Genomic DNA, 22,760 nt, shown 5'->3' with positions numbered 1-22,760 from the left:
ACGCCGGGGTCGAGGGGTACGTGCGCGGAAGGGTTACAGGCGGTGAGGGCCGCCGGGCCCGGCGGCGGGCGGGGGTCGGCGCCGCTCACCGGGCGCGGACCGGCCGCCGGGAAGGCGGCGCGGTCCGGGGAACCTGGAGCGGTCTCAGGACTCGTAGCGGGGTGTGCCGCGGTAGCCGAAGAAACGCTCGAAGTTCTCGTCGTTGATCGGCCGCCGCGAGTTGCGCTCCTGGGCGTCGCGCAACGCCGCGAGCCGGGCGCGCTCGCGCGCGACGCGCTCGGCGTCCACCGGCTCGGCCCCTTCCAACTCGGTGACCAGGACGGCCTGCGCCCTGACCTCCTCGGCGAGGCGTACCGCCACCTCGCCGTAGGTGAGCAGATCCTGGTCGTCGGTGTCCTCGCGCTGCGGGACGGCGGCGGGGTTGGATTCTGCGTCGGTCATGCGTACACCGTCCTTTCTGCGATCCTCGCGGGGGACTGTGACCCCCGCGTCGGAGCTCGAACCCCGCGTCGGAGCTCGAACCCCTGCGTCAGAGCTCGATGGGAACCCAGCCGGCGCCCTCGGACGACCGGTGCGCCGCGTCGATGATCTCCAGGCTGAGCAGCCCATCGGTGAACGTGGGAACCGGGGTGGGCTGGCCGTCGAAGGCGGGCAGCCAGTCCTCGAGCATCAGCGCCATCGCCCGGCTGCCGTGNCCGGNCAGGCCCTCGGGCAGGTGCTGCGGGAAGGCGGGCTCGCNCTCGATCGGGGCCAGCGGCGCCAGCCCCTTCACGTTCGCCGGGCCGGCCTGGTAGGAGGTGTGGCGCAGGCTGCCGTCGGCGACGATGGTGCCGTCCCCGCCCAGCAGCTCGAGGCGGAAGTGGTCGACGTTCGCGCCGATCGTGGAGACGCTCAGGATCGCGATCGCGCCGGAGGCGAGCCGCAGCAGCACCGCGGAGGTGTCGTCCGCGGTCACGGCCAGCTCCCCGCCGTCGGGCAGCACCCGCGTCGGCACCGAGCTGCGCACGTCGGCGCACACCGCCACCGGCGGCCCCAGCAGCGAGCAGACGAAGTCCAGGTCGTGGACGAGCATGCCGGCGAGGTAGCCGCCGCCCTGGGCGCGGTCGTACATCCAGGCGGCCTGCAGCGGCCGGCTGGGGTGCCAGTAGGAGGCACTGCGGCTGACCCGGGCCACGTGCGGGGTGCCGAGCAGCCCGGCCCGCACCTGGTCGGTGATGGCCAGCCACTCCGGGTTCCAGCGGTTCTCGAAGCAGCAGCCGGTCGGCCGGCCCGACTCCTGCGCCGCGGTGACCATCTCCCGCGCCTGCGCCGAATCGGCGGCCAGCGGCTTCTCGCACAGCACGGCCTTGCCCGCGTCCAGCGCGGCGAGGGTGATCTCGTGGTGCAGCGCGGTCGGGGTGGCGACCGAGATCAGATCGAGGTCGTCGCGGCGCACGAACGAGCGCCAGTCGGTCGAGGTGTCGTCGATGCCGAGCCGGGCGGCCACCTTCCCGAGCCGCTCCGGCGTGCGTGCGCACAGGGCCACCGGCTCGTACCCCTGCGCAGCCCGATAGGCCGGAGCCTGGACGATCGCCCCCCAGCCGACCCCCACGATGCCCACCCGCAGCGTCATCGGACCACCCGCGCCGTCGCAACCATCCGCGCCGTCAGGACCACTCGCGCCGTCAGGACCACTCGCGCCGTCATGTCGCCTCCCAGGGGACGGCCGTCGGCCGCCCTGCCGCATCATTGCGTTACCCAAAAATCAAGGCTAATTCGCTAGACATCAGACACTAGTGCGGGAGCACTACGAGGGGCAACGCAGGCCCGGCGGTCGGNTCGGCTCCGCCCGGTCACGGGCGTCGGGGACGTCCGGCGCACGTCCGACGGCCTGGCGCGGTTCCGCGGAACACCAAGATCATCATCGTCGGGTTTCGGGCTGAAGGGGTTCCCGGCACCGGCCCACCGTTTCCCGCGAGCCGGGCACGCGGTCGCAGGTCCGACCCGATCGGGGCGGTGGGACGGCGGTCGCGGGTCTTCTGCCTGACCGGCGCCCTAGACTTGCAGGCGGGAATGCCCGGAGTGGGCCGTGGGCGACGGTGCGGCGGGCGACGGTGCGGCGGGCGACGGTGAGGACGCGTGAGGGGGCGCCGGGTGGAGGTCGAACCCGAGCGCGACCCGGTCCTGCCCTCGCGGCGGCGCGAGCCGTATCCGGTCAGCCCCGTGATCGGTCCGGAGGGCGAGCGGGCCTGTGCGGAGATCGTGGCGGCGGCCCGCGACCTGTTCGCCCAGCGCGGCTACCACGGCACCAGCATCCTGGCGATCACGGAGGCCACCGGCCGCTCGGACACGGCCTTCTACCAGTACTTCCAGAGCAAGATCGAGCTGTTCGCCCTCTTCTACGAGCAACTCGGGCGGGACCTCGTCCGCCATTTCCGACGTCAGCGGGTCGTCGAGCCCGGACCGGCGGGGCTGGCGGAGTTCCGCACCTGGCTCGAGGGCCTCGACGACGTCCTTCGCCGGCACTCGCCCGTCTTCGCCGCCTGGCCGCTGGTCGCGGACGACGCCCTGATGCCGGAGGACCCCTCCGAGCAGTACCTGCGCGAGCTCGCGGAGGAGATGCGCCCGCGGCTGGCGCTCGCCGGCGCCGGTCCGGTGGACACCCGCGTCCTCGCGATCGCGATCATCAGTCTCATGCAGTGGACGCACGTGGTGCTCGATCCACGCCGCCCCGGCGTCCTGCCGCCCGAATCGTCGATGCACGCCACGCTCGCGACGATCATCCACTCCTCGTTGTTCCCACCGCTGGCCGGTCCCACGGGCACCGCCGGTCCCACGGGCACCGCCGGTCCCCTGGGTGCGGCCGGTCCCGTGGGCGCCGACGGCGGCCCCCCGCCCTGGCCGGGCCTGCTGCTGGACAGCTGCCCGGATCGCGCGGATCCGCTCGGCGCGTGGCGCGAGACGGCCCCGCTCGGCCTGCGCCGGCGGGTCACCCGGCGGTCCGAACCGACGATCCGGCGCATCCTCGCCGCCGCCAACCAGGCGTTCGAGCGCGGTGGGCTGGCCGGCACGAGCGTCGACGACATCACCGCCGAGGCCGGCGTCGCTCACGGCACGTTCTACCAGTACTGGGAGGACCGGTACGCGGTCTTCGCCACGCTCGCCCACCAGGCGGCGGTCGACATCTGCACCCACCTCGACGACCTGCTGCGCGCCGAGGACGAGGACGACATCCTGGCCTGGATCGACCGCTGGCTGGACGTGCTGCGACAGCGCGGCCCCACCCTGCACGTGTGGACGACCGAGGTCCTGCCGACCGCGCCGCTGCAGCGGCTGAGCCGCCAGCTGCGCGGTTACCTCGACGCGGTCACCGCGCGGCTGATGGCGCGGTGGGCGCCGGGACGGTCGCTGGACCCGTCGGCGGCCGCCATCGTGCTGTGGGTGCTGCTCGGCGAGTTTCCCTACCACGCCTGGCAGCGCCATCCGGTGCTCGACCGCGACGACGTCCACCGCTCGCTCGCGCTCCTGCTCGTCGGGGGTCTGCTCGGCGCCCGCGCCCCCCTGCCCGCCGCCGACTCGCCCCGCTGAGCGACTCGCCCCGCTGAGCGACCCGCCTCGCCGGGCGGGCGGCGGGGTCAGGCCGGCCCGGCGACGGCCGTGCAGAACGTGACGAGATGGTCGCGTTCCACGGTGTCGGGTCCCGTGCCGGTGGCGACGTGGCGCTCGAGCGCGCCGAGCACCACGTCCAGGATCGCCCGTGCGTCCAGCTCCGGGTGGGGGCGCCCGGCCGCGGCCAGGGGCGTGACCAGCAGCTCGCCGAGCTGGTTGTCGAGGGTGGACCGCCCCGGTTCGGGGCCGCCCGAACGCAATGTGAGCCGNCTGATCGCAATGCTCTGGGTGGCGATCTCGGGAAGGGTGAGCTGNGTCAGCAGCCCCTGCACCCAGGCGGCGACCTGGTCGGCGGGGCTGGCCTCCTTGGCCATCTGGTGGGTCAGGTAGGAGCGGACCCGTAGGACGCCGCGCTCCATCACGGCGTGCAGCAGCTCGCCCTTGCCGGCGAAGTAGCGGTAGAAGGTCTGGTTGGAGGTGCCGGCTTCGGCGACGATGTCGCTCACCCGCGGCTCCNCCGGCGCGACCCGCACCGCCACCCGCAGGGCGGCGTCGAGGATCTGCTCGAGCTCGTCGAGGGCGTCGCGCTGGTGGCGGCGCAGGGCCCGATNGACGGCGGCGCGCACGGACGCGGGCGCTCCGTCCCACTCCAGTCGGGTCGACTCCATGGTTGCCAGTGTGCCGTGCGCCGCGGGCGGAGCGGGGCCGGATCCGGCCATGTCGCAGAATCTGGTTCTGAGGGGACCAGAATGCTATTCTGCGCAGCGTCCCGCTCCCGTCGACGAGGAGGTCCGGATGGGAAACCCGACTGAGCCAGCCAGGCAGGGCGTGGCGCTCGACGCTGCCCGGCTGGCCCGCTGGCTCGACGCCGAGCAGGTGCCCGGGGCGGGCGAGCTGCCCGTCATCGAACGGCTCACCGGCGGTTCGCAGAACGAGCTGTACTCGCTGACCCGGGGCGGCGAGCGCACGGTGCTGCGGATGCCCCCGGCGGCGGCGAGCGCGTCTCGCGTCGACGGGCTGCGCCGGGAGCTGCGGCTGCTGCGCGCGCTGCGCGGGACGGACGTGCCGCACGCCGAGCTCGTCGCCGGCGACCCCACCGGCGACGTGCTGGGAATGCCGTTCTACGTCATGCGGGCCATCGACGGCTGGAGTCCGACCGCGACCTGGCCGGCCCCGTTCGACACCGACCCGGCCGCCCNCCGCGGGCTGGCGTTCGAGCTCGTCGACGGCATCGCGAAGCTGTCCCGGGTCGACTGGCGGGCCCGCGGGCTGGAGGGGTTCGGCCGCCCGGAGAACTTCCACGACCGCCAGGTCGACCGCTGGCTGACGTTCCTCGGCGCCTACCGCTTCCGCGAGCTGCCCGGCCTCGACGAGGCGGCGGCCTGGCTGCGGGCGAACCGGCCGGCCACCTTCGAACCGGGGATCATGCACGGCGACTACCAGTTCGCCAACGTGATGTTCCAGCACGGCGCCCCGGCCCGGCTCGCCGCCATCATCGACTGGGAGATGACCACGGTCGGCGACCCGCTGCTCGACCTCGGCTGGGCGCTGCTCGGCTGGGACGGCGACGAGNCCCGCACCGAGGGCTTCTACCTCGACGTTTCCGGCATGCCGCGCCGGGCCGAGCTGCTGGAGCACTATGAGCGGGTGAGCGGACGCTCGACCGCGGACATCGACTACTACCTGGTGCTGGCCAACTGGAAGCTCGGCGTGGTGCTGGAAAAGAGCTATGCGGCCTTCACCGGCGGCGGGACGGTCGACCCCAAGGTCGAGACGTTCGGGCCGCTGGTGCTGCAACTGCTGGCCACCGCCGCCGACCTCGCCCGCTCGCTGCCGGCCCGGAGAGNCTGACCATGGGATACGCCGACACCCTGTTCGACCTGACCGACCGCGTCGTGCTCGTCACCGGCGGCAGCCGCGGGCTCGGTCGGGAGATCGCCTTCGGCGCGGCGCGCTGCGGGGCCGACGTCGTCGTCGCCAGCCGCGACCTCGACTCCTGCACGGCCACCGCCGCCGAGATCGAGGCCGAGACCGGCCGCAAGGCCCTGCCCTACGCGGTGCACGTCGGGCGCTGGGACGAGCTGCCCGGCCTCGTCGACGCCGCCTACGAGCGCTTCGGCAAGGTCGACGCGCTGATCAACAACGCCGGGATGTCGCCGCTGTACGACACCCTCGGCGACGTCAACGAGAAGCTGTTCGACNCGGTCGTCAACCTGAACCTCAAGGGTCCGTTCCGGTTGTCGGTGCTGGTGGGGGAGCGGATGGTGGCCGCGGGCCGCGGCTGCATCGTCAACGTCAGCTCCACCGGCNCCATCCGCCCGACGCCGGCGATCCTGCCCTACGCCGCGGCCAAGGCCGGCCTCAACGCGCTCACCGAGGGCCTCGCGCTCGCCCTCGGTCCGCACGTGCGCGTCAACACCCTCATGTCCGGCCCGTTCTACACCGACGTCAGCCGGCACTGGGACCTCGACGCCGTCGCCGAGGCGGCGAAGTCGCACGCGCTGCAGCGCGCCGGCGACCCGCCCGAGATCGTCGGCTCCGCGCTGTACCTGATCTCGGATGCGTCCAGCTACACCTCCGGCGCGACCCTGCGGGTCGACGGCGGCATCCCGTGAGCCGCCACCGTCGCCGAAGCCGCCGCCGNCACGGGTGCCGGCAGGAAACGCGAATGCTGGGAGGACGATAGCCATGGCGTGGGACTTCTCGACCGATGCCGAGTTCGAGGCCAAGCTGGCGTGGGTCCGCGCGTTCGTGCGCGACGAGGTGGCCCCGCTCGACGTGCTGTTCCCGGGCTGCGAGTACCTGCCCCTCGACGACGAACGGCGGAAGATCGTCGACCCACTCAAGCAGCGGGTGCGTGACGAGGGCCTGTGGGCGCCGCATCTGGGCCCGGAGCTCGGCGGGCAGGGNTTCGGCGCGGTGAAGCTGACCCTGCTCAACGAGATCCTCGGCCGCACCGACTGGGGGCCGATCGTGTTCGGCACCCAGGCGCCCGACACCGGCAACGCCGAGATCATCGCCCGCTTCGGCACCCCGGAGCAGAAGGAGNGCTACCTGGCGCCCCTGCTGGCCGGGGAGATCTTCTCCTGCTTCTCCATGACGGAGCCGCAGGGCGGCGCCGACCCGCGGGTGTTCACCACCCGGGCGCGTCGCGAGGGNGACGAGTGGGTGATCGACGGCCGCAAGTACTGGTCGNCCAACGCCGCCGTGGCCTCGTTCCTCATCATCGTCGCGATCACCAATCCCGACGTCCCCGTGCACCACGGCGCGTCGACCTTCCTCGTCCCGCGCGACACCCCGGGCGTGGTGATCGAGGACAGCCACCACGTCTACGGCGCGCACCGCCACGAGCCGGGCCACTCCCTCGTGCGCTACGAGGGGGTGCGGGTGCCGGCGGACGCGCTGCTCGGCCAGGAGGGGCGCGGCTTCGAGGTGGCCCAGTCCCGGCTGGCCGGCGGCCGGCTGCACCACGCCATGCGCGCGATCGGCGTCGCCCAGCGGGCGATCGACATGATGGGGCAGCGGGCGNGCAGCCGGTTCACCCAGGGCAGCTCGCTGGCCGACAAGCAGTTCGTGCAGGGGTTCGTCGCCGACTCCTACACCGAGCTGATGCCGTTCCGCCTCGCCGTGCTGCACGCCGCCTGGCTCATCGACACGCAGGGAGAGCACGCCGCCCGCACCGAGATCGCGGCCCTGAAGGTGCTCACCCCGAAGGTCATCCAGTCGATCGTGCTGCGGGCGATCCAGGTCCACGGCGGGCTCGGCATCACCGAGCAGCTGCCGCTGGTCGACATGTTCACCACCGGACTCGCCCTCGGCCTCGCCGACGGGCCCACCGAGGCGCACAAGGTCAACCTGGCCCGCCAGCTGCTGCGGCACTACGAGGCCGACGACCCGGCGTGGCCCGAGGAGTTCCTCGGCCGCCGCCTCGCCGCCGTGCGGGAGAAGTACGGCGACCGCGTCGCCACCGTCCCGTCGGTGCCCGCGGGGCCGCCGGCGGCGCCGTCGGGGGTGTGACGGCGCCGGGGGTGTGACGGCGCCGGGGGTGTGACGGTGTCGGGAGTGTGACGGCGCCGGGGCTCAGGCCTCGAGCACCGCGGTGATGAACCCGCCGATGGTGTTGACGACGTCGGCGTCGTCGACCGGCAGGTGCTGGGCGTGGCAGTGGTACCAGGTGCGGTCCATCATCGACTGCACCGCCAGGCCCAGCGCCTCGGGCGCGTCGGTCGGGGTGCGCTGGCGACCCCGCAGGTGCACCCCGAGCAGCCAGGCCACCCGCATCTGCATCTTGTTGCTCGCCGCGCCGACGCTCTCGTCGGCCGGGNCGGACTGCGCCGACAGGATGAACGCGCCGTGCTGGTCCATGAACGCGAAGTACTTCCACACCCAGGCCACGGCGTCGGCCCGGGTGNAGGGCCGCGGGATCGTCTCCCACTCGGCGATGACCTGGAGCAGCTCACGGAAGGTGGCCTGGCCCAGGGTGTCGAAGATCTCCCGCTTGTCGCGGAAGTAGGTGTAGAAACCGGCGCGGGAGATGCCGCAGGCGTCGGTGATGTTGTTGATGCGGGTGCCGGCGTACCCGCGCTCCAGGAACAGCTTCTTGGAGGCGTCGAGGATCGCGTTGCGGGTGCGCGCCGCGCGCCAGCCCAACCGGCCGGCCGCGGTCTCGGTGCCGGCCGGCTCGACCTGCAGGTCCCGGGGATCGTCGTCGGGGGCCGCGCCCTCGTCGACGATCTCCGCGGAGGTGGAGTCGCCCATGGTCAGCCCAGTGTAGGAGAGCGGGCCGACGCAACGGTGACGGACGCGTCAGAGGTTGCTCACACACGTGACCTGCTCGGCCACGCGGCCGGGTGCGCCGTGCGGCGCCTGGTCGGCGATCGGCGAATCCNGTCTCCCGTATCATCCGACCGGAGCGGGNTGCGCCGCCGACCCGTCGACGCCGTCGTGCGGTGGCCGGTGCGGGCAACCGGTCAGGACGAGCGCGAAGGGGTGTGCCGGCGGGATGGGCCCCAGTGGCTGAGGCGGTGCTCCGGCTTGCCGCCGACGACCCGGACCGCGCCGAGCGGGAGCGTCGCGCGATCATCCGTGCCGCCCACCGGCTGATCGGCCGGGAGGGGCGCGCGGCGACGCCGCTGGAGGACATCCTGCGCGGCGCCGGGGTGAACAGGCGCACCTTCTACCGGCACTTCCCGTCCAAGGACGCGCTGGTCCTGACCATGCAGCGGGAGGCCGCCGCCGGGGTGCGCGACAGCCTGCGGGCGGTGGTGCGCGAGGCCGGCGACGCCCGGGCCGCCGCCGTGGCGTGGATCGAGGAGCTGCTCGCGATCGGCTGGGACGAACGCGCCAGCCGGGACGGGCGGACGTTCATGACCCCGGAGGTCGGTCTCGTCGTCGGCATCGCCGACGCCCTGGAGGACATCTACGCCGAGCACCGGGGCATCCTCGCGGAGGTCCTCGCAGNCGGGCGCACCGACGGCAGCCTGCCCGCCGCGCAGCCGGAGTGGGACGCGCTGGCCATCCACGCCGTCGTCGTGCGCTACCTGGAGATGCGGGCGCGCGGGCGGCTGGACCGGCCCTACGCCGCGGTGGTGGACGACGTCGTCCGCCGGTTCCTCCCGCCGTCGCCCGAGGCCGCCGGGCTGACCGGCACGCCGGGCTGACGCGGCGCCGGGCTGACCGGCTGGCTGGGCTGACCGGGGGCTGGGCTGATCCCCCCTGGTCGCGAACCCGCCCCGGACGATGGTCACGTTGGGCGGGNATCGTCACCATCCCGGTCGGTACCGGCCGGGAGTCGAGCCGCGCCGCGCGCGGACGTCGACCGTAGGGGAGTACACATGACGCCGGGTCCTCTTCTCTACGCGCTCTACAGCCGGCGGCTGCGCCGGCAGGTCATGGCCGGCCCGCTGCCGGCCCACGTCGGCCTGGTCATGGACGGCAACCGCCGCTGGGCCCGCGAGATGGGCCTGGCCAACCCCAGCCTGGGCCACCGCTACGGCGCCGAGCACGCCGAGGACGTGCTGTCCTGGTGCGAGGCCGTCGGCATCCGCCACGTCACCGTGTTCGTCTGCTCGACCGAGAACCTCCAGCGCCGCGGCGACGCCGAGGTCGCCTTCCTCATGCAGGTCATCGAGCAGGTCGTCAGCGACCGGCTCGCCCGGCCCGACGCCCGCTGGCAGGTCCACCTCGCCGGCATGCTCGACGCGCTGCCCGACAGCACCGCGCGGGTGCTCAAGGACGCCGTCGAGACGACCCGCACCGTCACGACCGGGTTCCACGTCACCCTCGCCGTCAGCTACGGNGGGCGGCAGGAGGTCATCGAGGCGCTGCGCGAGCACCTGTACGAACGCGCCGAGGCCGGCGACTCCCTCGCCGACGCCGCCGCCTCGCTGAGGATGGACGACATCGCCCGCCACCTCTACACCGCCGGGCAACCCGACCCGGACCTGGTGATCCGGACCTCCGGCGAGCAGCGGATGTCGAACTTCCTGCTCTGGCAGAGCGCCTACTCGGAGCTGTACTTCTGCGAGGCCTACTGGCCCGCGTTCCGCGAGATCGACTTCCTGCGCGCCCTGCGCAGCTTCGCCGCCCGCGGCCGGCGCCACGGCGCCTGAGCAGCCGCCCGCCGGCCGGGCACCGGGCGGCACGTATGGCAGAAACTGCCATGGGCTGCTAGCGTCACCATCCTTCGTGAACTGAAGGAGAGTGGCCATGACTCCCACGTCCCATCCGGCTCCGGTCGTCCTCGAGGCGGCGATCTCCCCCCTGCGCGACGGCCGGCAGCTGCAGACCACCGAGGAGCTCATCGACGAGGCCCGGCAGTCCCTGGCCGCCGGGGCCGGCGTCATCCACCATCACCACAACTTCCGNCTGACCCGCGACGAGGCCGTCGCCCAGGTCCTGCGCATCCAGCGCGAGGTGCTCGCGACCTTCCCGCACGCCTGCCTCTACAACGACTACCTGCGCGGCGAGCAGGTCATGGCCGAGAAGAACGCCCACCTGCNGGCGCTGGCCCACGCCGGCCTGCTCACCATGGCGGCGCTGGACCCGGGGCTGACGCAGTTCGCCGTGCTCGACGAGGACGGGCTGCCGTCGCGCCACCGGCAGGGCGGCGCCGACTACGCGGCCGCGCACGAGGTCGTCGCGTTCGCCCGTCGCACCGGCGCCGCGCTGAGCATCGGGATCTACGACCCGAGCAACCTGCGCTGGACCCTCGCCTACGAGGCCAGGGGCATGTTCCCGGCCGGCTCCGTCATCAAGCTGTACTTCGGCGGCCAGTACCTGATCAACGGGGCGCCGACCGCGGGTTTCGGCCTGCCCCCCACCAGACAGTCCCTCGACATGTACCTGTCGATGATGGCGGGCTCCACCCTGCCGTGGGTGGTCAGCATCCAGGGCGGTGTGCTGCTCGAGTCCGAGCTGGCCCGCTACGCCCTGGAACGCGGCGGCCATCTCCGGGTCGGCATCGAGGACATGGCCGGGCTCAACCCGATGACCAACCGGGAGACCGTCGAGGCCGCGGCCGCGCTGGCGGCCGAGGTCGGCCNGCCGGTGGCGACCGGCGCCGAGGCGAAGGCCGTCCTGCGGGGCATCCGGGCCGCGGCGGCCTGACCTCTCATCTCCCGTCCCTGTCATCCCCCGTCCCTGTCCGCCGTCCCTGTCAGGCCCTCCCCGCGTCCGTGCTCTCCCGGACCGGGGCCGGAGGCGGTGAGCCGGGGGCGGTGAACAGCCTGGGACCCACCATCGCCAGGGCGGTGGCGAACAGCTCGGCGGGACTCTCGCCGTGGCCCGCCTCGCCGTAGTCCACGGTCGACAGCCGGGCGGCCGCCGAGACCACCGCGGCGGCCAACGCGGCCTGGTGGGAGCGCGGTTCGAGGCCCAGCCGCGCCGCGATGGCGTCCGCCCACAGCCGCTCGCTGTCGGCCATGATCTGGAACCACTGGGCCCGGAAGCCTTCGGAGGTGCGCAGCACCCGGTAAAGCTGCCGGAGCTGCTCGACGTGGGTGGCCGCCCAGGAGGCGGCCCAGATGACCGCCAGCGAGGTCTGCAGCGGCTCGCCGGGTGGCCGCTCGGTCAGCTCGGTGGCGATCCGCGCGGCCCCCGCGGTCAGGAAGGGCCGCACGACGTCCTCCTTGCGGGGGAAGTAGCGGTAGAAGGACCGCTCCGAGACGCCGGCGTGCGCGGCGAGCTCCCGGATGGTGAAGTCGTTCGTGCCGCGCTCGACGAACAGCTCGACGACGGCCCGGGAGGCGGCCAGCATCGCCTGTTCCTTGGCCTCGACCACCTCACGGGCCGTGCGGGCCGGCGGCTGTGTCTCGGCGCCTCGCTGGGGCCGGCTCATCCGTGTTCACCTCCGCGTCTCGTAGGCAGCGACGGTAACAAGTCGGTCCGCGGGCCAGGACGGGCCGCGGCCCGCCGCCGCCACGGCACCGACGCCGCGACGCCCTCGATCCACCGGCCCGCCCTGCCTGCGCCGATCCGCACCGGCCTGCGCGGCCGCGGCGGTGGCGGACCCGGCGGTGGCGGACTCGGCGGTGGCGGGCCGGGCCGTGGCGGGCCTGTTGGCCCTGCGTGGGCTGCGGGTGTCGTACCGCGCGCGGCGGCGCGGTCGAGGCGGTGCGCGGCGTCGACCTCGACGTCCACCCCGGCGAGATCGTCGCCCTGGTCGGCGAGTCGGGGTCGGGCAAGTCGACCACGGCCCGGCTCGTGCTGCGCCTGGCCGAGCCGAGTGCCGGGCGGATCGTCTCGACAGCGAGGACGTCACCGCCGCCCGCGGCGCCCGCCTGCGCGCCCTGCGCCGCCGGGCACAGCTGATCTACCAGAACCCCTACGCCTCGCTGAACCCGCGGTTCTCCGTCGCCGAGGTGATCACCGAGCCGCTGCGGGTGTTCCGCGTCGGCGACCGGGCCTCGCGCCTGGCTCGCGCCCGCGCGCTGCTCGACCGGGTCGCGCTGCCGGCCGCGACGCTGCACCGCCGCCCCCCGGAGCTCTCCGGCGGGCAGCGTCAGCGGGTCGCGATCGCCCGGGGCTGTCGTTCCTCACGCCGGGCAACTATCCCGACGACGACCCCCGCGCGGGCCTGGAGGACACCCTGCGGCTGTTCGAGTTCGCCGAACGGCTCGGCTTCGACGGCGCCTGGATCCGCCAGCGNCACCTCGAGCACGGGGTGTCCTCGGCGGCGGTGTTCCNCGCGGCCGCCGGCCAGCGGACCCGGCGGATCCAGCTCGGCACCGCGGTCATCCCGATCGGGTACGAAAGCCCGTTCCGGCTGGCCGAGGATCTCTCCCTCGCCGACGTGCTGTCCGGCGGGCGGCTACAGGTGGGACTCAGCGCCGGTACCCCGCCGCACGCCGAGCTGCTCGCCGACCTCGTCTTCGACGGCGACTGGCGTGGTTTCGACCTGTCCTACGGGCGCATCGCCCGGCTGCGCGACAACCTGCTCGGCGGCCGTCTCGGCGACGCCGACACCGTCATCCAGTCCCCGGGCAACGGCCAGCGTCCCCGTCTGCAGCCGCACGCACCCGGCCTCGCCGACCGGCTCTGGTACGGCGGGGGCAGCCTGCGCTCGGTGCGCTGGACCGGCGAGAACGGCCTGAACCTGCTCTCGGGAAACATCGTGTCCGGTGAGGGGACGGACGACTTCGTGACCGCGCAGCGGACCCTCATCCGTGAGTACCGCCGCCTGATCGGCGCCGACCGGCCGGCGCGGGTGGCCCTCGGCCGGGTCGTCGTGCCCTTCGACAGCGCCGACCGCGCCACCCGGGAGTGTTACCGGGTGTACGCCGCCGCCCGCCACGAGCGCACCCTGCGCCCGCACGGCGAGCGACGGACCCTGTTCGCCCCCGACCTCGTCGGCGACGCGCAGCGGATCCTCGACGGGCTGCGGGCCGACGCGGCGGTGGGGGAGGTGACCGAGCTGCGGGTGGAGCTGCCGTACGAGTTCGACCGCCGCGACTACGAGCAGGTCCTCCACGACGTGGCGCACACCGTCGCCCCGGCCCTCGGCTGGCGCCCCCCACCGGCCTGACCGTCCCCCCACCTCGACCCGGGCCGACCTGCCCGTTCTGGTCCGACATCTTCCCTTTGGCACTCGGTGCCATTACAGTCGTCTGCGCGGCGGGACCACGCGACACCGGTTCCGGACCCGGTCAGCTCTAGCGATGGGGAGTGCTCATGGAGGAGTCAGTGCAGGTCGACCAGGCCGTCGAGGCGTCCGCGGAGCCGGTCGTGGCGGACCTCCTCGTCGAGGAGGTCTCCATCGACGGCATGTGCGGCGTCTACTGAGCGCCGACGTGACGGACGAGCGCGGCGCGGCCGGCCTCCCGCCGGCCGCCGCCGCGTTCGACCTGGACCGGGCCTGGCGGCTGCATCCCCAGGTGTCCGTGCGGCCGGAGTCGTTCGGGGCGCTGCTCTACCACTTCGGCACCCGCAAGCTGTCGTTCCTCAAGGAACCCGGGCTGCTGGCGCTGGTGGAGGCCCTGCCGGCGCATGCCAGCGCGCGGGCCGCGGCGGACGCCGTCGGGCTGCCCGCCGCGGATCTCGGCCGCTACCAGCGGGCGCTGGCGACCCTCGCCGCGTCCTCCATGATCGTCGAGGGGAGCACCCCGTGACCTCCGCCGCCCCGGCGCGTCTCGTCGACCACTTCGCCCGCGGACTCGCCGCTCCCATCTGTCTGACGTGGGAGCTCACCTACGCCTGCAACCTGGCCTNCCGGCACTGCCTGTCCAGCTCCGGACGGCGTGACCCCCGCGAGCTGACGACCGCAGAGTGCCGCGCGGTCATCGACGAGCTCGAACGCATGCAGGTCTTCTACGTCAACATCGGCGGCGGTGAACCGACCGTGCGCGCCGACTTCTGGGAGCTGGTCGACTACGCCACCGCCCACCACGTCGGCGTGAAGTTCTCCACCAACGGCGTGCGGATCACCCCCGAGGTCGCCACCCGGCTCGCCGCCAGCGACTACGTCGACGTGCAGATCTCCCTCGACGGTGCGACCGCCGAGATCAACGACGCGGTGCGCGGCGCCGGCTCGTACGACACCGCCGTGCGCGCGATGGCGAACCTGGCCGAGGCGGGCTTCCGCGGGTTCAAGCTGTCCGTCGTCGTCACCCGGGCGAACGTCGGCCAGCTCGACGCCTTCGCCGCGCTGGCGGACCGCTACGGCGCCCAGCTGCGGCTGACCCGGCTGCGTCCGTCCGGGCGCGGCGCCGACGTGTGGGACGAGCTGCACCCGACCGCCGCCCAGCAGCGTGAACTCTACGACTGGCTCGTCGCCGCCGGCGAGAACGTCCTGACCGGCGACTCCTTCTTCCACCTGTCCGCCTACGGCCAGGCGCTGCCGGGGCTGAACCTCTGCGGAGCCGGCCGGGTGGTGTGCCTGATCGACCCGGTCGGCGACGTCTACGCCTGCCCGTTCGCCATCCACGACGAGTTCCTCGCCGGCAACGTGCGCGACGCCGGCGGCTTCACCGGGGTGTGGCGGACCTCGGAGCTGTTCGCGGCGCTGCGCGAGCCGCAGTCCGCCGGGGCGTGCGCGTCCTGCGGGCACTTCGACGCCTGCCAGGGCGGCTGCATGGCGGCGAAGTTCTTCACCGGCCTGCCGCTCGACGGCCCCGACCCGGAGTGCGTGGTCGGCCACGGCGTCGACGCGCTGCTCGCCCGAGGGGACACCGCCCCGCCGAAGCCGTCGGTCGACCACTCCCGCACGGTCGTGCGGGCCGCCGGGCGCCGCGGCGGCAGCGGGCCGGTGCCGGTGACGATCGGCCGCGCGCCGAGCGTGCTGTCCCCGGCGCTGCCGCCGGTCAGCGCCTGCCAGGAGGATCCCCTCGCCGGCTTCGACCCGGCCGCCGCCGGCCTGCCCGCTGCCGGAGCCGCGCGTTGACGGGTGTCAACCGAACGGGTGGTCGTCGGCGCCGGGCTCGTTAGCATGACCGCATGGTCCCGATGCCGCCGGACGCGGTGAGCTGCCAGGCGCTCACCCCGGTCTTCGCCCTGCTGGGCAAGCGGTGGAGCGGGCTGATCATCGGCACGCTGCTGGCCGGGCCGGCCCGCTTCTCCGAGATCGCGAAGCTGGTGCCCGGGGTGAGCGAGCGGATGCTGTCCGGGCGCCTGGCCGAGCTGTCCCAGGCCGGGCTGGTGGAGCGCGAGGTCCTCGACGGCCCGCCGCTGGCCACCCGCTATCGGCTGACCTCCTGCGGCGAGGCGCTGCGCCCGGCGCTGCACGCCCTGGAACTGTGGGCGCAGGAGCATCTCGTCCACNCCGACCCGCGGGCGGCCTCCGGTTGCGGCTGAGCCACGACGTCCGGGCATGCGAACGCCGGGTCCGGGCATGCGAACGCCGGGGCGGACCGGGGACGTCCCGGCCGGCCCCGGTGCCGTGGCGTGCTGGGGCTTGTGGTGCTGTGGTGCTGTGCAGCGTGGCTTTGCGGGTGGGTCAGGGAGCGATGAACTGCAGGTCGAGCTCGATCTTCACCTTGTCGGCCAGGGCGAGCTTGCCGGCACCGAGCGGCATGTTGAAGTTGATGCCGTAGTCACTGCGCTTGATCTCGCCGGTCGCCGAGAACCCGGAGCGGACGCGGCCGTCGGCCGGGTGGGTGTCGACGCCGTAGAACTCCACCGCGAACGTGACCGGCTTGGTGACGCCGTTGATGCTCAGGTCGCCGGTGAGCTCGTACTCCTCGCCGCTACCGGAGATCGAGGTCGAGACGAAGGTCATCGCCGGGTGCGCGGCCAGGTCGAAGAAGTCGGTGGAACGCAGGTGCGCGTCCCGGTCGGCCTGGTTGGTGTTGATCGACGCCAGGTCGATCGAGGCGTCGACGGCGACCGACTGGAGCGACTCGCCGACGGCGAGGGTCGCCGAGAACGTGTCGAACCGGCCGCGGACGTTGGTGACGCCGAGGTGGCGGATCTGGAAGGTGACACTGGAGTGGGCCGTGTCGAGCGTCCAGGTACCGGGGACGAGCGGCAGCGGTGCGAGCTCGGACGAGGGGGCGGTCACGGGACCTCCAGGGGCGGTCGGGCCGGAACACCGTTGCGGCTGCAACGGTGGGCGTACGAAACGATAGTGGCTAACGAAATGCAAGTCACCGGGGGGCCGGGCTCGAGCCGCCCTGGCGCCCGGCGCCGACCCGCGAGAGGGTCGGCGGCATGAGCACCGAACCCGGGCCCCTGCCGCCGCCCGCTCCCGCCCCTGCTCGTGGTACCGGCTCTACCTCCGGTCCTGGTCCTGCTCGTGGTTCCGGCTCTACCTCCGGTCCTGGTCCTGCTCGTGGTTCTGGTCCTGGTCCTGCAACGAATCCCAGCGCCGAGCCCGACGGACTCGCCCGGACCCGCCGCGCGCTGCACGCCGTCGCCGAGCATGTCCTCGCGGCGGCGCGTTACCGGGCCACCGGCCGCATCGGCCTGGCCGTCACCCCCGGCGGGTTCGCCACGCCTGCGTTCGGTCCCGCCGGGCGCACCGTGGCCGTGGCCGGCACCGACCTGGTCGTGCGCGACGGGGACGCCGAGACGGCGCGGAGTCCGCTGACGACGCTGCGGGAGGCGGCGCACCTGGCCGGCGTCGAACCGGGCGGCCCGGCGGCGGTCTACCGGCTGGCCACCCCCTGCCACCCCGACGAGCCGCTGGACATCGACCCCGACGCCGCCCGCCTCCTCGCCGACTGGTTCGCCCTGGGCGCCGCCGCGCTGCGCCGCTGGTCGGTCGAGATCGCCGCCGACGCGCCGAGCCCGCCCACGCTGTGGCCGGAGCACTTCGACCTCGCGATCCGCGCCGGGCAGATCAACTACGGCCTGTCGCCGGGCGACGAGGCGTTCGCGGCGCCCTACGCCTACGTCGGCCCGCCGCTGCCGCCGCCGAGCCTTCCCACCGGCTTCTGGAACGCCTCCTTCGGTGCCGCCCGCACCTGGACCGACGTCGGGTCGGTCGATGCCGTCGTCGACCTGTTCCGCCAGGCGCGCCGCCACGCCTCCACCTGACGATCCCCGCCGCGCCTGCCCCGCAGCCCGCCTGCCCCGCGGNCCGCAGCCCTCGCACTCTAGCCACTGTGCGTGATTGGTGAGGTGCGAAACTGCTTCAGCCCGAACCAACTCTGGTGATCTTACGGTTCCGCGGAACCGCCTCCCGGCCCCCGCGCCGGCGCGACCGTTCGGCGCCCGGGCCGAGCCTCGGTCGCCTAGTCACTGAGGGCGACGGCAGGCAGGGTGGTTGCTGCGGTGTGCGGGGGACCGGCGCCGAACACCCACCAGCCGCCAGCACGCTGCGCGATCGCCGCCGCCGCGAGCACGTGACACGGTCATGCGGATTCCACGCAACCGCGCCGCGCCGTCGGACGTCAGCCCGACGTCCCTGACGATCCCGAGCGCCGGGACCACCGCGTGTGCCCACGTCCTCGCCCCGACGGGATCCGGATCGGGTGGCGCAGACGAGCTGTCTGATCGCCGTCGGCGACGCGGCCTGGGAGCCGTCCACCGACTCCGCCTGCTGCGCGCGACCACTNCCGCCGGNGCTCCCGGCCGCCGCCCCGGCCAGAACGCGGCCAGAACACGGCCACATCATGCCGAGGCTTGGGCACGGTTTTCAGGCCGAAAAGCGTGTCTATCCCTCGGCACGATTCCGTGCGCGAACGACTGCAGAGGGGGACGAAGAATGTCGTAGCGCCCTCGTTCGTAGCGCCCTCGGCTGGTTCGGTCCGCGGCGGTCAGCCGGCCACGAGGCGCCGGGCATGCTCGGCCTCGTCCGGGCGGACCTCGCTCGGCCGGCCTGTCACGAGCCGCCACCGCGTGCGCGGTGTCGCGGCGGCGGGCTCGCCGGGCGGGTGAGCCACGGGCAGGTGACCGGCGGCCAGGGCGGTCGTCATGCGGGCGCGGACCTCGTCGGCCCGGTCCGGTTCGGTGGCGAACAGGGTGCGCAGCCGCAGCGTCCCGTGCTCGTTCGCGATCGCGGTGTGGTGGGAGGCCAGCGGGCACGGTGGGGGATGGTCCCAGTGCCCGCACAGCGCCGCCGTGATCGCGGCGCCGGGCGCNCGCTCGTCGCCGCCGGGCGCCAGGACCAGGACGAACTCGTGGGCGAACGGCCGGCGCACACCTCGGATTGTCCCGTCCGGTCGACCGGTGCGTACCGTCACCGGCATCGCTATAGTGGCACTCGGTGCCAAATCGTGCCCGACCCTGCCGTCCGATGTCCCGACACCCGCGGCTGCCCGGCCGGGCGAGGCATCCGGGGCCCGTCTCGCCGGTCGGCGGNGGGCGGACACGACGNGGTGGGAGTGCGATGGCCAGCACAAGGACATGGTTCGAAACGGTTGCCGAGGCCCAGCGCAGGGCGCGTAAGCGGCTGCCGCGGGGGGTGTACCAGGCGCTCGTCGCCGGGACCGAGGCCGGCGTGACGATGAACGACAACGTCGACGCGTTCGGTGAGCTCAAGATCCGGCCCCGCGTCGCCGACCTGCCGGCGACCCGCGACCTGTCGACGACGGTGATGGGGCAGCAGATCAGCTTCCCGGTGCTCATCTCGCCGACCGGGGTGCAGGCGGTCCATCCCGACGGCGAGGTCGCCGTCGCCCGGGCTGCCGCCGGCGCGGGCACGGCGATGGGCCTGTCCTCGTTCGCCTCCAAGCCGGTCGAGGAGGTCGGCGCGGTCAACGACAAGCTGCTGTTCCAGACCTACTGGGTGGGGTCGNGCGAGGAGATTCTCGCCCGTGCCGAGCGCGCCCGGTCGGCGGGCGCCAAGGGCCTGATCGTGACGCTGGACTGGGTGTTCGACTCGCGGCGGGACTGGGGCAGCCCGTTCATCCCGGAGAAGCTCGACCTCAGGGCGATGGNCCGCTACGCCCCGCAGGTCGCCCTGCGCCCGGGCTATCTCGCCCGCTGGCTGCGCAGCCGCTCGCTGCCCGACCTCGGTGTGCCCAACCTCGGCCCGCGTGAGGCCACTCCGCCGACCTTCTTCGGTGCCTACGGTCAGTGGATCGGCACGCCCCCGCCCACCTGGTCGGACCTGGCCTGGCTGCGCGAGCAGTGGGGCGGCCCCTTCATGATCAAGGGGATCACCCGGCCGGACGACGCCCGCCGCGCGGTGGACGTCGGCGCGAGCGCGATCTCGGTGTCGAACCACGGCGGTAACAACCTCGACTCCACCCCGGCGTCGATCCGCTGCCTGCCCGGCGTCGTCGACGCGGTGGGTGACCAGGTGGAGGTGCTGCTCGACGGCGGGATCCGCCGCGGCAGCGACGTCGTCAAGGCGCTCGCGCTCGGCGCGCGTGCGGTGCTGATCGGCCGCGCCGCCCTGTTCGGCATGGCTGCCGGCGGCGAGCGGGGGGTGACGAACGTGCTGGAGATCCTCCGGCAGGGCGTGAGCGAGACGCTGCTGGGGCTCGGCCATGNGTCACTGCACGAACTGTCGCCAGAGGACATCCTCGTCCCGGCCGGCTTCGCGATCGACCGGAAAGTCTAACTGTCCACGGTCGACCGGATGGGTAGAGAAACCATCCGGATACAAACTGGAAACGGATTACCGGTGACGCGGTTCGGGGTGCAACTTCTTGTTGCACCCCGAACCGCGTTTCTCTTGCATATTGCTTCGGGGGCCCGGTGCCGTGCACCATCGTGCCATGCCGTGTCGTCATCGCAATGTGACCCCAGGTGCTGGATGGCTTAGTACTGTCGTTTCACCGACCGGAAACCGCATTCGGTTCCGGCCGGCGGCGGCCCGACCGAGACGTGCCGGGCAGTCTGGACAGGTCAATGCTTTCGGTGGTCGTCTTCTCCGCTCCGGATCGGACGGCCCCTCGGCGGCGGCGCGCACCGACGACGGTTCCGCGCCGAAGCCGCCCGACCGTAGTGACCATTCTGGCTGAATGATTCCGAACCGTTTTGCGGAGCCGTTCGTGGTGGCGGTGCGCCGCGTCAGCATGGGGGTCACCTTCGAATGCGTCGCTGTGCCGTGAAACTGAGCAGGCCTGCGAAACAGAGCAGGCCTGCGAAACAGAGCAGGCCTGCGAAACTGGGCAGGCCTGCGAAACTGGGCAGGCCTGCGAAAGTGCGAGCTCCGGCGAGACCGAGAGTTCCGGTGAAGCCGAGGTTGCCGGCGATACTGGGAATGTCGACGGTCCTGCTGGGGCTGGTCGTCGGGACCGGGTGCTCGGGGACGACCTCCTCGGCGGCGTCCTGCACCGGGGGCAGGGCGGCGCCGGGGGTGACGCCCGACGAGGTCCGGGTCGGCCTGCTCTACCCCGACTCGGGCCTGCTCGCCGGCGCGTTTCCAGGGCTGCGGGCCGGTGTGGACGCCCGCCTCGGCGAGATCAACGCCGCCGGCGGGATCAACGGGCGGAAGGTCGTCTACGACTGGCGTGACGACGCCGGCACCGCCCAGGGGAACCTCAACGGTGCCCGGGAGCTGGTCGACCAGCGCGGCGCGTTCGGCCTGCTGGAGTTCACCGTCGCCGCCACCGGCAGCGCGAAGTACCTCGCCGACCGGGGAATCCCCACGGTGGGCCTCGCCGCCGAGGACGTCTGGGCGCGGTACGGCAACATGTTCTCGTTCTCCAACACCCTCGGCGCGCCGATCGACACCTACGGCCGCTTCGTCCATGACCGCGGCGGCACGTCCGCCTTCCTGCTGTACAGCGCGATGTCCGCGGGGGTCTCCGGCGCGACCCTGCGGGTCGGGCAGAGCCTGNAGGCGCTCGGCGTGCAGGTTGCCGGCAGCCACGCCTACACCCCCGGCGCGGACAGCGTGAGCGACGTCGCCCGCCAGATCGTCGACTCCGGCGCGGACACCATCGTCACGATGCTCACCCCCACGGCCCTGCCGCCGGTGCTGCGCGCGGTCCGCGACGTCGGGGGGAGCCCGAAGGTGGTGCTGTCGATGAGCGGCTACGACCACAGCCTGCTGCGCCGCCACGGCCCCGACCTGGCCGGGGTGTACGTCCCGGTGTTCTACCGGCCGTTCGAGGCCGGGGGCGTCCCGGTGGCGCACTACCTCGACGTGATGGCGCGCTACTCGCCGCAGACGGACGACCCCGAGCAGGAGTTCGGCCTGATCGGCTACATCGACACCGACCTGCTCCTGCGCGGGTTGCAGGCCGCGGGACCCTGCCCCACCCGGCAGTCCTTCGTCGCCGGGATGCGCACNCTGACCCGCTACGACGCCGGCGGCCTCATCCAACCGACCAACATCGGTGNGACCCGGGGTCGCCCGCCGACCTGCTTCGCGCTGATGCAGGTCAACCCGTCGGGCAGCGCCTTCTCCGTCGCGCAGGACAACCTGTGCGGCAAGGCGCTCGGCCCGACCCTCTGACGGCTCCGCGCGGCGGCCCGGCCCCGGCCGTCGCGCGGGCCGCCCCGGTCCGGCGGGGGGCGCCGCCGCCCCCCGCCGGACAGATCCGCCGTAGCGATACCGCCGCGCCGCCGCCGCCTCCGCCGCGCCGCCGCGCCGACCGCGCGCCCTGCCGGGTTGCGATGCACGCGTTGCGCTGCGGTGCGGCGCGGACGTTTCACCGTCCCAGACCGCGCGCAGCGCACCGCAGAACCGACCTCGCCGGCGGGCCGTCGCCGGCCAGTGGCTCGGTGACGGCCTGCCGGGTTCGAGACGACACGTGAGGGCATCCCCAGGAAACGGACGGGGGCAGGCCCCCGCCACGGTCGGCCGCTGGCCGGATGGGGGCGGGGCGCCGGGCTCCCTAGCGTGATCGACATGGCGCTACGTCCTCACGACAGACACCTCCGTCACGAAACGATCATCCCGTCCGGGCGCTTCCCGAGGAACCGGCGGGCGGCCGCCGCCGCGTTCGCCGCCCTCGCGCTGACGGCCACCGGCGCCCTTGGTAGCGCCGCAGCTCCCGCCACCGCGTCTGCCGGCGCCACCGCGTCTGCCGGGACCGCGTCTGCCGGGACCGCGTCTCGGGCCATCGCGGCTTCCGTCGCGGCGTCTCCCACTGTCGTCGCATCGTCCGGCGCGACATCGCCGTTGCGGTTGCCGTTGCCGACTGCGGGACCTTCGGACCGCGGCGGGGTGGTCTCGTCCGAGCGGCTGGACGTCCTGTCCGTGGCGCGGGTGCGGGCGGTGCTGACCGCGAGCGGATTCGACGCGGACCCGGCGGTCGTGCGCGCCGGCGTGGTCACCTACCGGCTCGTCTACCGCACGATCGACCCGCGCGGGCAGGCAACCACCGCCAGCGGCT

At 73.6% G+C, this 22,760-nt stretch carries 16 protein-coding genes and 27 pseudogenes; 35 read left to right on the top strand and 8 right to left on the bottom strand.

Going from position 1 to position 22,760, the window contains the following annotated elements; genetic code table 11:
* Window positions 1-144: 144 nt before the first annotated feature.
* From UK94_RS23485 to UK94_RS23480, 3 genes and pseudogenes are all read right to left on the bottom strand, one after another.
* Window positions 145-441: a hypothetical protein gene (locus UK94_RS23485; protein WP_011604696.1), complete on the bottom strand. Its 297-nt coding sequence runs from the start codon at window positions 439-441 to the stop codon at window positions 145-147.
* Window positions 442-529: 88 nt separating this feature from the next.
* A pseudogene (locus tag UK94_RS63165) lies at window positions 530-694 on the bottom strand (gfo/Idh/MocA family oxidoreductase); the annotation flags it as partial.
* A gap of 45 nt (window positions 695-739) precedes the next feature.
* Window positions 740-1,612: Gfo/Idh/MocA family oxidoreductase (locus tag UK94_RS23480; RefSeq protein WP_235489419.1), on the bottom strand; the 873-nt coding region annotated here is incomplete at its 3' end.
* 506 nt (window positions 1,613-2,118) lie between these two features.
* Between UK94_RS23480 and UK94_RS23475 the strand changes: the two genes are divergently transcribed.
* Entirely contained in the window at window positions 2,119-3,567 is a 1,449-nt protein-coding gene (locus UK94_RS23475) for a TetR family transcriptional regulator (RefSeq protein WP_055751530.1), read from the top strand.
* Window positions 3,568-3,903: 336 nt separating this feature from the next.
* On the opposite strand, the pseudogene UK94_RS63150 reads toward UK94_RS23475, so the two are convergent.
* Window positions 3,904-4,104: pseudogene (locus UK94_RS63150) on the bottom strand (TetR/AcrR family transcriptional regulator); the annotation flags it as partial.
* 1 nt (window position 4,105) lies between these two features.
* Window positions 4,106-4,198, bottom strand: a pseudogene (locus tag UK94_RS63145) (TetR/AcrR family transcriptional regulator); the annotation flags it as partial.
* A 56-nt stretch (window positions 4,199-4,254) separates the two neighbouring features.
* Between UK94_RS63145 and UK94_RS63135 the strand changes: the two are divergent.
* The 10 genes and pseudogenes from UK94_RS63135 to UK94_RS63085 form a co-directional block, all read left to right on the top strand.
* A pseudogene (locus tag UK94_RS63135) lies at window positions 4,255-4,786 on the top strand (phosphotransferase); the annotation flags it as partial.
* 1 nt (window position 4,787) lies between these two features.
* Window positions 4,788-5,160: pseudogene (locus UK94_RS63130) on the top strand (phosphotransferase family protein); the annotation flags it as partial.
* Between the two features lie 281 nt (window positions 5,161-5,441).
* A pseudogene (locus UK94_RS63120) lies at window positions 5,442-5,789 on the top strand (SDR family NAD(P)-dependent oxidoreductase); the annotation flags it as partial.
* Between the two features lies 1 nt (window position 5,790).
* Window positions 5,791-5,897, top strand: a pseudogene (locus UK94_RS63115) (short-chain dehydrogenase); the annotation flags it as partial.
* Window position 5,898: 1 nt separating this feature from the next.
* Window positions 5,899-6,203: SDR family oxidoreductase (locus UK94_RS63110; RefSeq protein WP_235489416.1), on the top strand; the 305-nt coding region annotated here is incomplete at its 5' end.
* 73 nt (window positions 6,204-6,276) lie between these two features.
* Window positions 6,277-6,497 (top strand): annotated as a pseudogene (locus tag UK94_RS63105) (acyl-CoA dehydrogenase); the annotation flags it as partial.
* Window position 6,498: 1 nt separating this feature from the next.
* Window positions 6,499-6,636, top strand: a pseudogene (locus UK94_RS63100) (acyl-CoA dehydrogenase); the annotation flags it as partial.
* 1 nt (window position 6,637) lies between these two features.
* Window positions 6,638-6,746: pseudogene (locus tag UK94_RS74825) on the top strand (hypothetical protein); the annotation flags it as partial.
* A gap of 38 nt (window positions 6,747-6,784) precedes the next feature.
* Window positions 6,785-7,116 (top strand): annotated as a pseudogene (locus UK94_RS63090) (acyl-CoA dehydrogenase family protein); the annotation flags it as partial.
* Window position 7,117: 1 nt separating this feature from the next.
* Window positions 7,118-7,605: acyl-CoA dehydrogenase family protein (locus UK94_RS63085; protein WP_268761575.1), on the top strand; the 488-nt coding region annotated here is incomplete at its 5' end.
* Window positions 7,606-8,000: 395 nt separating this feature from the next.
* On the opposite strand, the gene UK94_RS63080 is transcribed toward UK94_RS63085, so the two are convergent.
* The coding region (locus tag UK94_RS63080) for a helix-turn-helix domain-containing protein (protein ID WP_235489412.1) at window positions 8,001-8,346 on the bottom strand (346 nt) is incomplete at its 3' end.
* 191 nt (window positions 8,347-8,537) lie between these two features.
* Here UK94_RS63080 and UK94_RS23445 point away from each other — a divergent pair.
* From UK94_RS23445 to UK94_RS74820, 7 genes and pseudogenes are all read left to right on the top strand, one after another.
* Window positions 8,538-9,048 (top strand): annotated as a pseudogene (locus UK94_RS23445) (helix-turn-helix domain-containing protein); the annotation flags it as partial.
* Window positions 9,049-9,422: 374 nt separating this feature from the next.
* Window positions 9,423-9,886: pseudogene (locus tag UK94_RS63075) on the top strand (undecaprenyl diphosphate synthase family protein); the annotation flags it as partial.
* 1 nt (window position 9,887) lies between these two features.
* A partial coding sequence (locus UK94_RS63070) for an undecaprenyl diphosphate synthase family protein (RefSeq protein ID WP_235489411.1) occupies window positions 9,888-10,199 on the top strand: 312 nt, incomplete at its 5' end.
* A 97-nt stretch (window positions 10,200-10,296) separates the two neighbouring features.
* A pseudogene (locus UK94_RS63065) lies at window positions 10,297-10,454 on the top strand (hypothetical protein); the annotation flags it as partial.
* Window position 10,455: 1 nt separating this feature from the next.
* Window positions 10,456-10,588, top strand: a pseudogene (locus UK94_RS63060) (hypothetical protein); the annotation flags it as partial.
* Window position 10,589: 1 nt separating this feature from the next.
* Window positions 10,590-11,131: pseudogene (locus UK94_RS63055) on the top strand (3-keto-5-aminohexanoate cleavage protein); the annotation flags it as partial.
* A gap of 1 nt (window position 11,132) precedes the next feature.
* The coding region (locus UK94_RS74820) for a hypothetical protein (RefSeq protein WP_268761580.1) at window positions 11,133-11,196 on the top strand (64 nt) is incomplete at its 5' end.
* Between the two features lie 49 nt (window positions 11,197-11,245).
* On the opposite strand, the gene UK94_RS23430 is transcribed toward UK94_RS74820, so the two are convergent.
* Window positions 11,246-11,926: a TetR/AcrR family transcriptional regulator gene (locus UK94_RS23430; protein ID WP_055751522.1), complete on the bottom strand. Its 681-nt coding sequence runs from the start codon at window positions 11,924-11,926 to the stop codon at window positions 11,246-11,248.
* Window positions 11,927-12,231: 305 nt separating this feature from the next.
* Here UK94_RS23430 and UK94_RS34065 point away from each other — a divergent pair.
* The 8 genes and pseudogenes from UK94_RS34065 to UK94_RS23400 all read left to right on the top strand — a co-directional run.
* Window positions 12,232-12,611 (top strand): annotated as a pseudogene (locus tag UK94_RS34065) (ATP-binding cassette domain-containing protein); the annotation flags it as partial.
* A 2-nt stretch (window positions 12,612-12,613) separates the two neighbouring features.
* A pseudogene (locus UK94_RS63050) lies at window positions 12,614-12,735 on the top strand (LLM class flavin-dependent oxidoreductase); the annotation flags it as partial.
* A 39-nt stretch (window positions 12,736-12,774) separates the two neighbouring features.
* Window positions 12,775-13,612: LLM class flavin-dependent oxidoreductase (locus UK94_RS34060; RefSeq protein ID WP_235489409.1), on the top strand; the 838-nt coding region annotated here is incomplete at its 5' end.
* 146 nt (window positions 13,613-13,758) lie between these two features.
* Window positions 13,759-13,869, top strand: a complete 111-nt coding sequence (gene mftA / locus UK94_RS23415) for a mycofactocin precursor MftA (RefSeq protein ID WP_041940585.1) — start codon at window positions 13,759-13,761, stop codon at window positions 13,867-13,869.
* Between the two features lie 8 nt (window positions 13,870-13,877).
* Complete coding sequence (mftB, locus tag UK94_RS23410; protein ID WP_011604712.1) at window positions 13,878-14,195, top strand: mycofactocin biosynthesis chaperone MftB; 318 nt, start codon at window positions 13,878-13,880, stop codon at window positions 14,193-14,195.
* A pseudogene (locus UK94_RS63040) lies at window positions 14,192-14,294 on the top strand (hypothetical protein); the annotation flags it as partial. The gene mftB and the pseudogene UK94_RS63040, both read left to right, overlap by 4 nt.
* 1 nt (window position 14,295) lies before the next feature.
* Window positions 14,296-15,466, top strand: a 1,171-nt coding sequence (gene mftC, locus UK94_RS23405; RefSeq protein ID WP_235489407.1) for a mycofactocin radical SAM maturase, incomplete at its 5' end; no start/stop codon positions are given.
* A 53-nt stretch (window positions 15,467-15,519) separates the two neighbouring features.
* A pseudogene (locus UK94_RS23400) lies at window positions 15,520-15,843 on the top strand (helix-turn-helix domain-containing protein); the annotation flags it as partial.
* A 175-nt stretch (window positions 15,844-16,018) separates the two neighbouring features.
* Here the strand turns inward: UK94_RS23400 and UK94_RS23395 are convergent.
* The gene (locus UK94_RS23395; RefSeq protein ID WP_011604715.1) at window positions 16,019-16,582 is read right to left on the bottom strand and encodes a YceI family protein; all 564 of its coding nucleotides are present in this window, start codon (window positions 16,580-16,582) and stop codon (window positions 16,019-16,021) included.
* A 149-nt stretch (window positions 16,583-16,731) separates the two neighbouring features.
* On the opposite strand from UK94_RS23395, the gene UK94_RS23390 reads away from it, so the two are divergent.
* The 9 genes and pseudogenes from UK94_RS23390 to UK94_RS63005 form a co-directional block, all read left to right on the top strand.
* A complete protein-coding gene (locus UK94_RS23390) occupies window positions 16,732-17,559 on the top strand; it encodes a hypothetical protein (RefSeq protein ID WP_055751518.1) in 828 nt (275 codons plus the stop codon).
* Between the two features lie 1,294 nt (window positions 17,560-18,853).
* Window positions 18,854-19,261: pseudogene (locus UK94_RS63035) on the top strand (alpha-hydroxy-acid oxidizing protein); the annotation flags it as partial.
* Between the two features lies 1 nt (window position 19,262).
* A pseudogene (locus tag UK94_RS63030) lies at window positions 19,263-19,403 on the top strand (alpha-hydroxy-acid oxidizing enzyme); the annotation flags it as partial.
* Window position 19,404: 1 nt separating this feature from the next.
* A pseudogene (locus tag UK94_RS63025) lies at window positions 19,405-19,961 on the top strand (alpha-hydroxy-acid oxidizing protein); the annotation flags it as partial.
* A gap of 1 nt (window position 19,962) precedes the next feature.
* Window positions 19,963-20,032 (top strand): hypothetical protein (locus UK94_RS74815; protein WP_268761579.1); only part of this gene is annotated, 70 nt, incomplete at its 5' end.
* A gap of 474 nt (window positions 20,033-20,506) precedes the next feature.
* A pseudogene (locus tag UK94_RS76390) lies at window positions 20,507-21,256 on the top strand (ABC transporter substrate-binding protein); the annotation flags it as partial.
* A 1-nt stretch (window position 21,257) separates the two neighbouring features.
* Window positions 21,258-21,711: pseudogene (locus UK94_RS63015) on the top strand (ABC transporter substrate-binding protein); the annotation flags it as partial.
* 1 nt (window position 21,712) lies between these two features.
* A pseudogene (locus UK94_RS63010) lies at window positions 21,713-21,761 on the top strand (hypothetical protein); the annotation flags it as partial.
* 1 nt (window position 21,762) lies between these two features.
* Window positions 21,763-21,877 (top strand): annotated as a pseudogene (locus UK94_RS63005) (branched-chain amino acid ABC transporter substrate-binding protein); the annotation flags it as partial.
* Window positions 21,878-22,760 lie beyond the last annotated feature (883 nt).

Origin of the sequence: Frankia sp. AvcI1 (assembly GCF_001420875.1) — a bacterium.
GTDB classification, from domain to species: domain Bacteria; phylum Actinomycetota; class Actinomycetes; order Frankiales; family Frankiaceae; genus Frankia; species Frankia alni.
The sequence above is the reverse complement of the archived record's forward strand: the minus strand, read 5'-3'. Positions and strand labels throughout refer to the sequence as shown.

Excerpts from the sequence above, each read along its gene's own strand:
- UK94_RS23485 (WP_011604696.1), bottom strand. The coding sequence starts at position 441 with ATGACCGACGCAGAATCCAACCCCGCCGCCGTCCCGCAGCGCGAGGAC.
- UK94_RS23430 (WP_055751522.1), bottom strand. The coding sequence starts at position 11,926 with ATGAGCCGGCCCCAGCGAGGCGCCGAGACACAGCCGCCGGCCCGCACG.
- mftA (WP_041940585.1), top strand. The coding sequence starts at position 13,759 with ATGGAGGAGTCAGTGCAGGTCGACCAGGCCGTCGAGGCGTCCGCGGAG.
- UK94_RS23390 (WP_055751518.1), top strand. The coding sequence starts at position 16,732 with ATGAGCACCGAACCCGGGCCCCTGCCGCCGCCCGCTCCCGCCCCTGCT.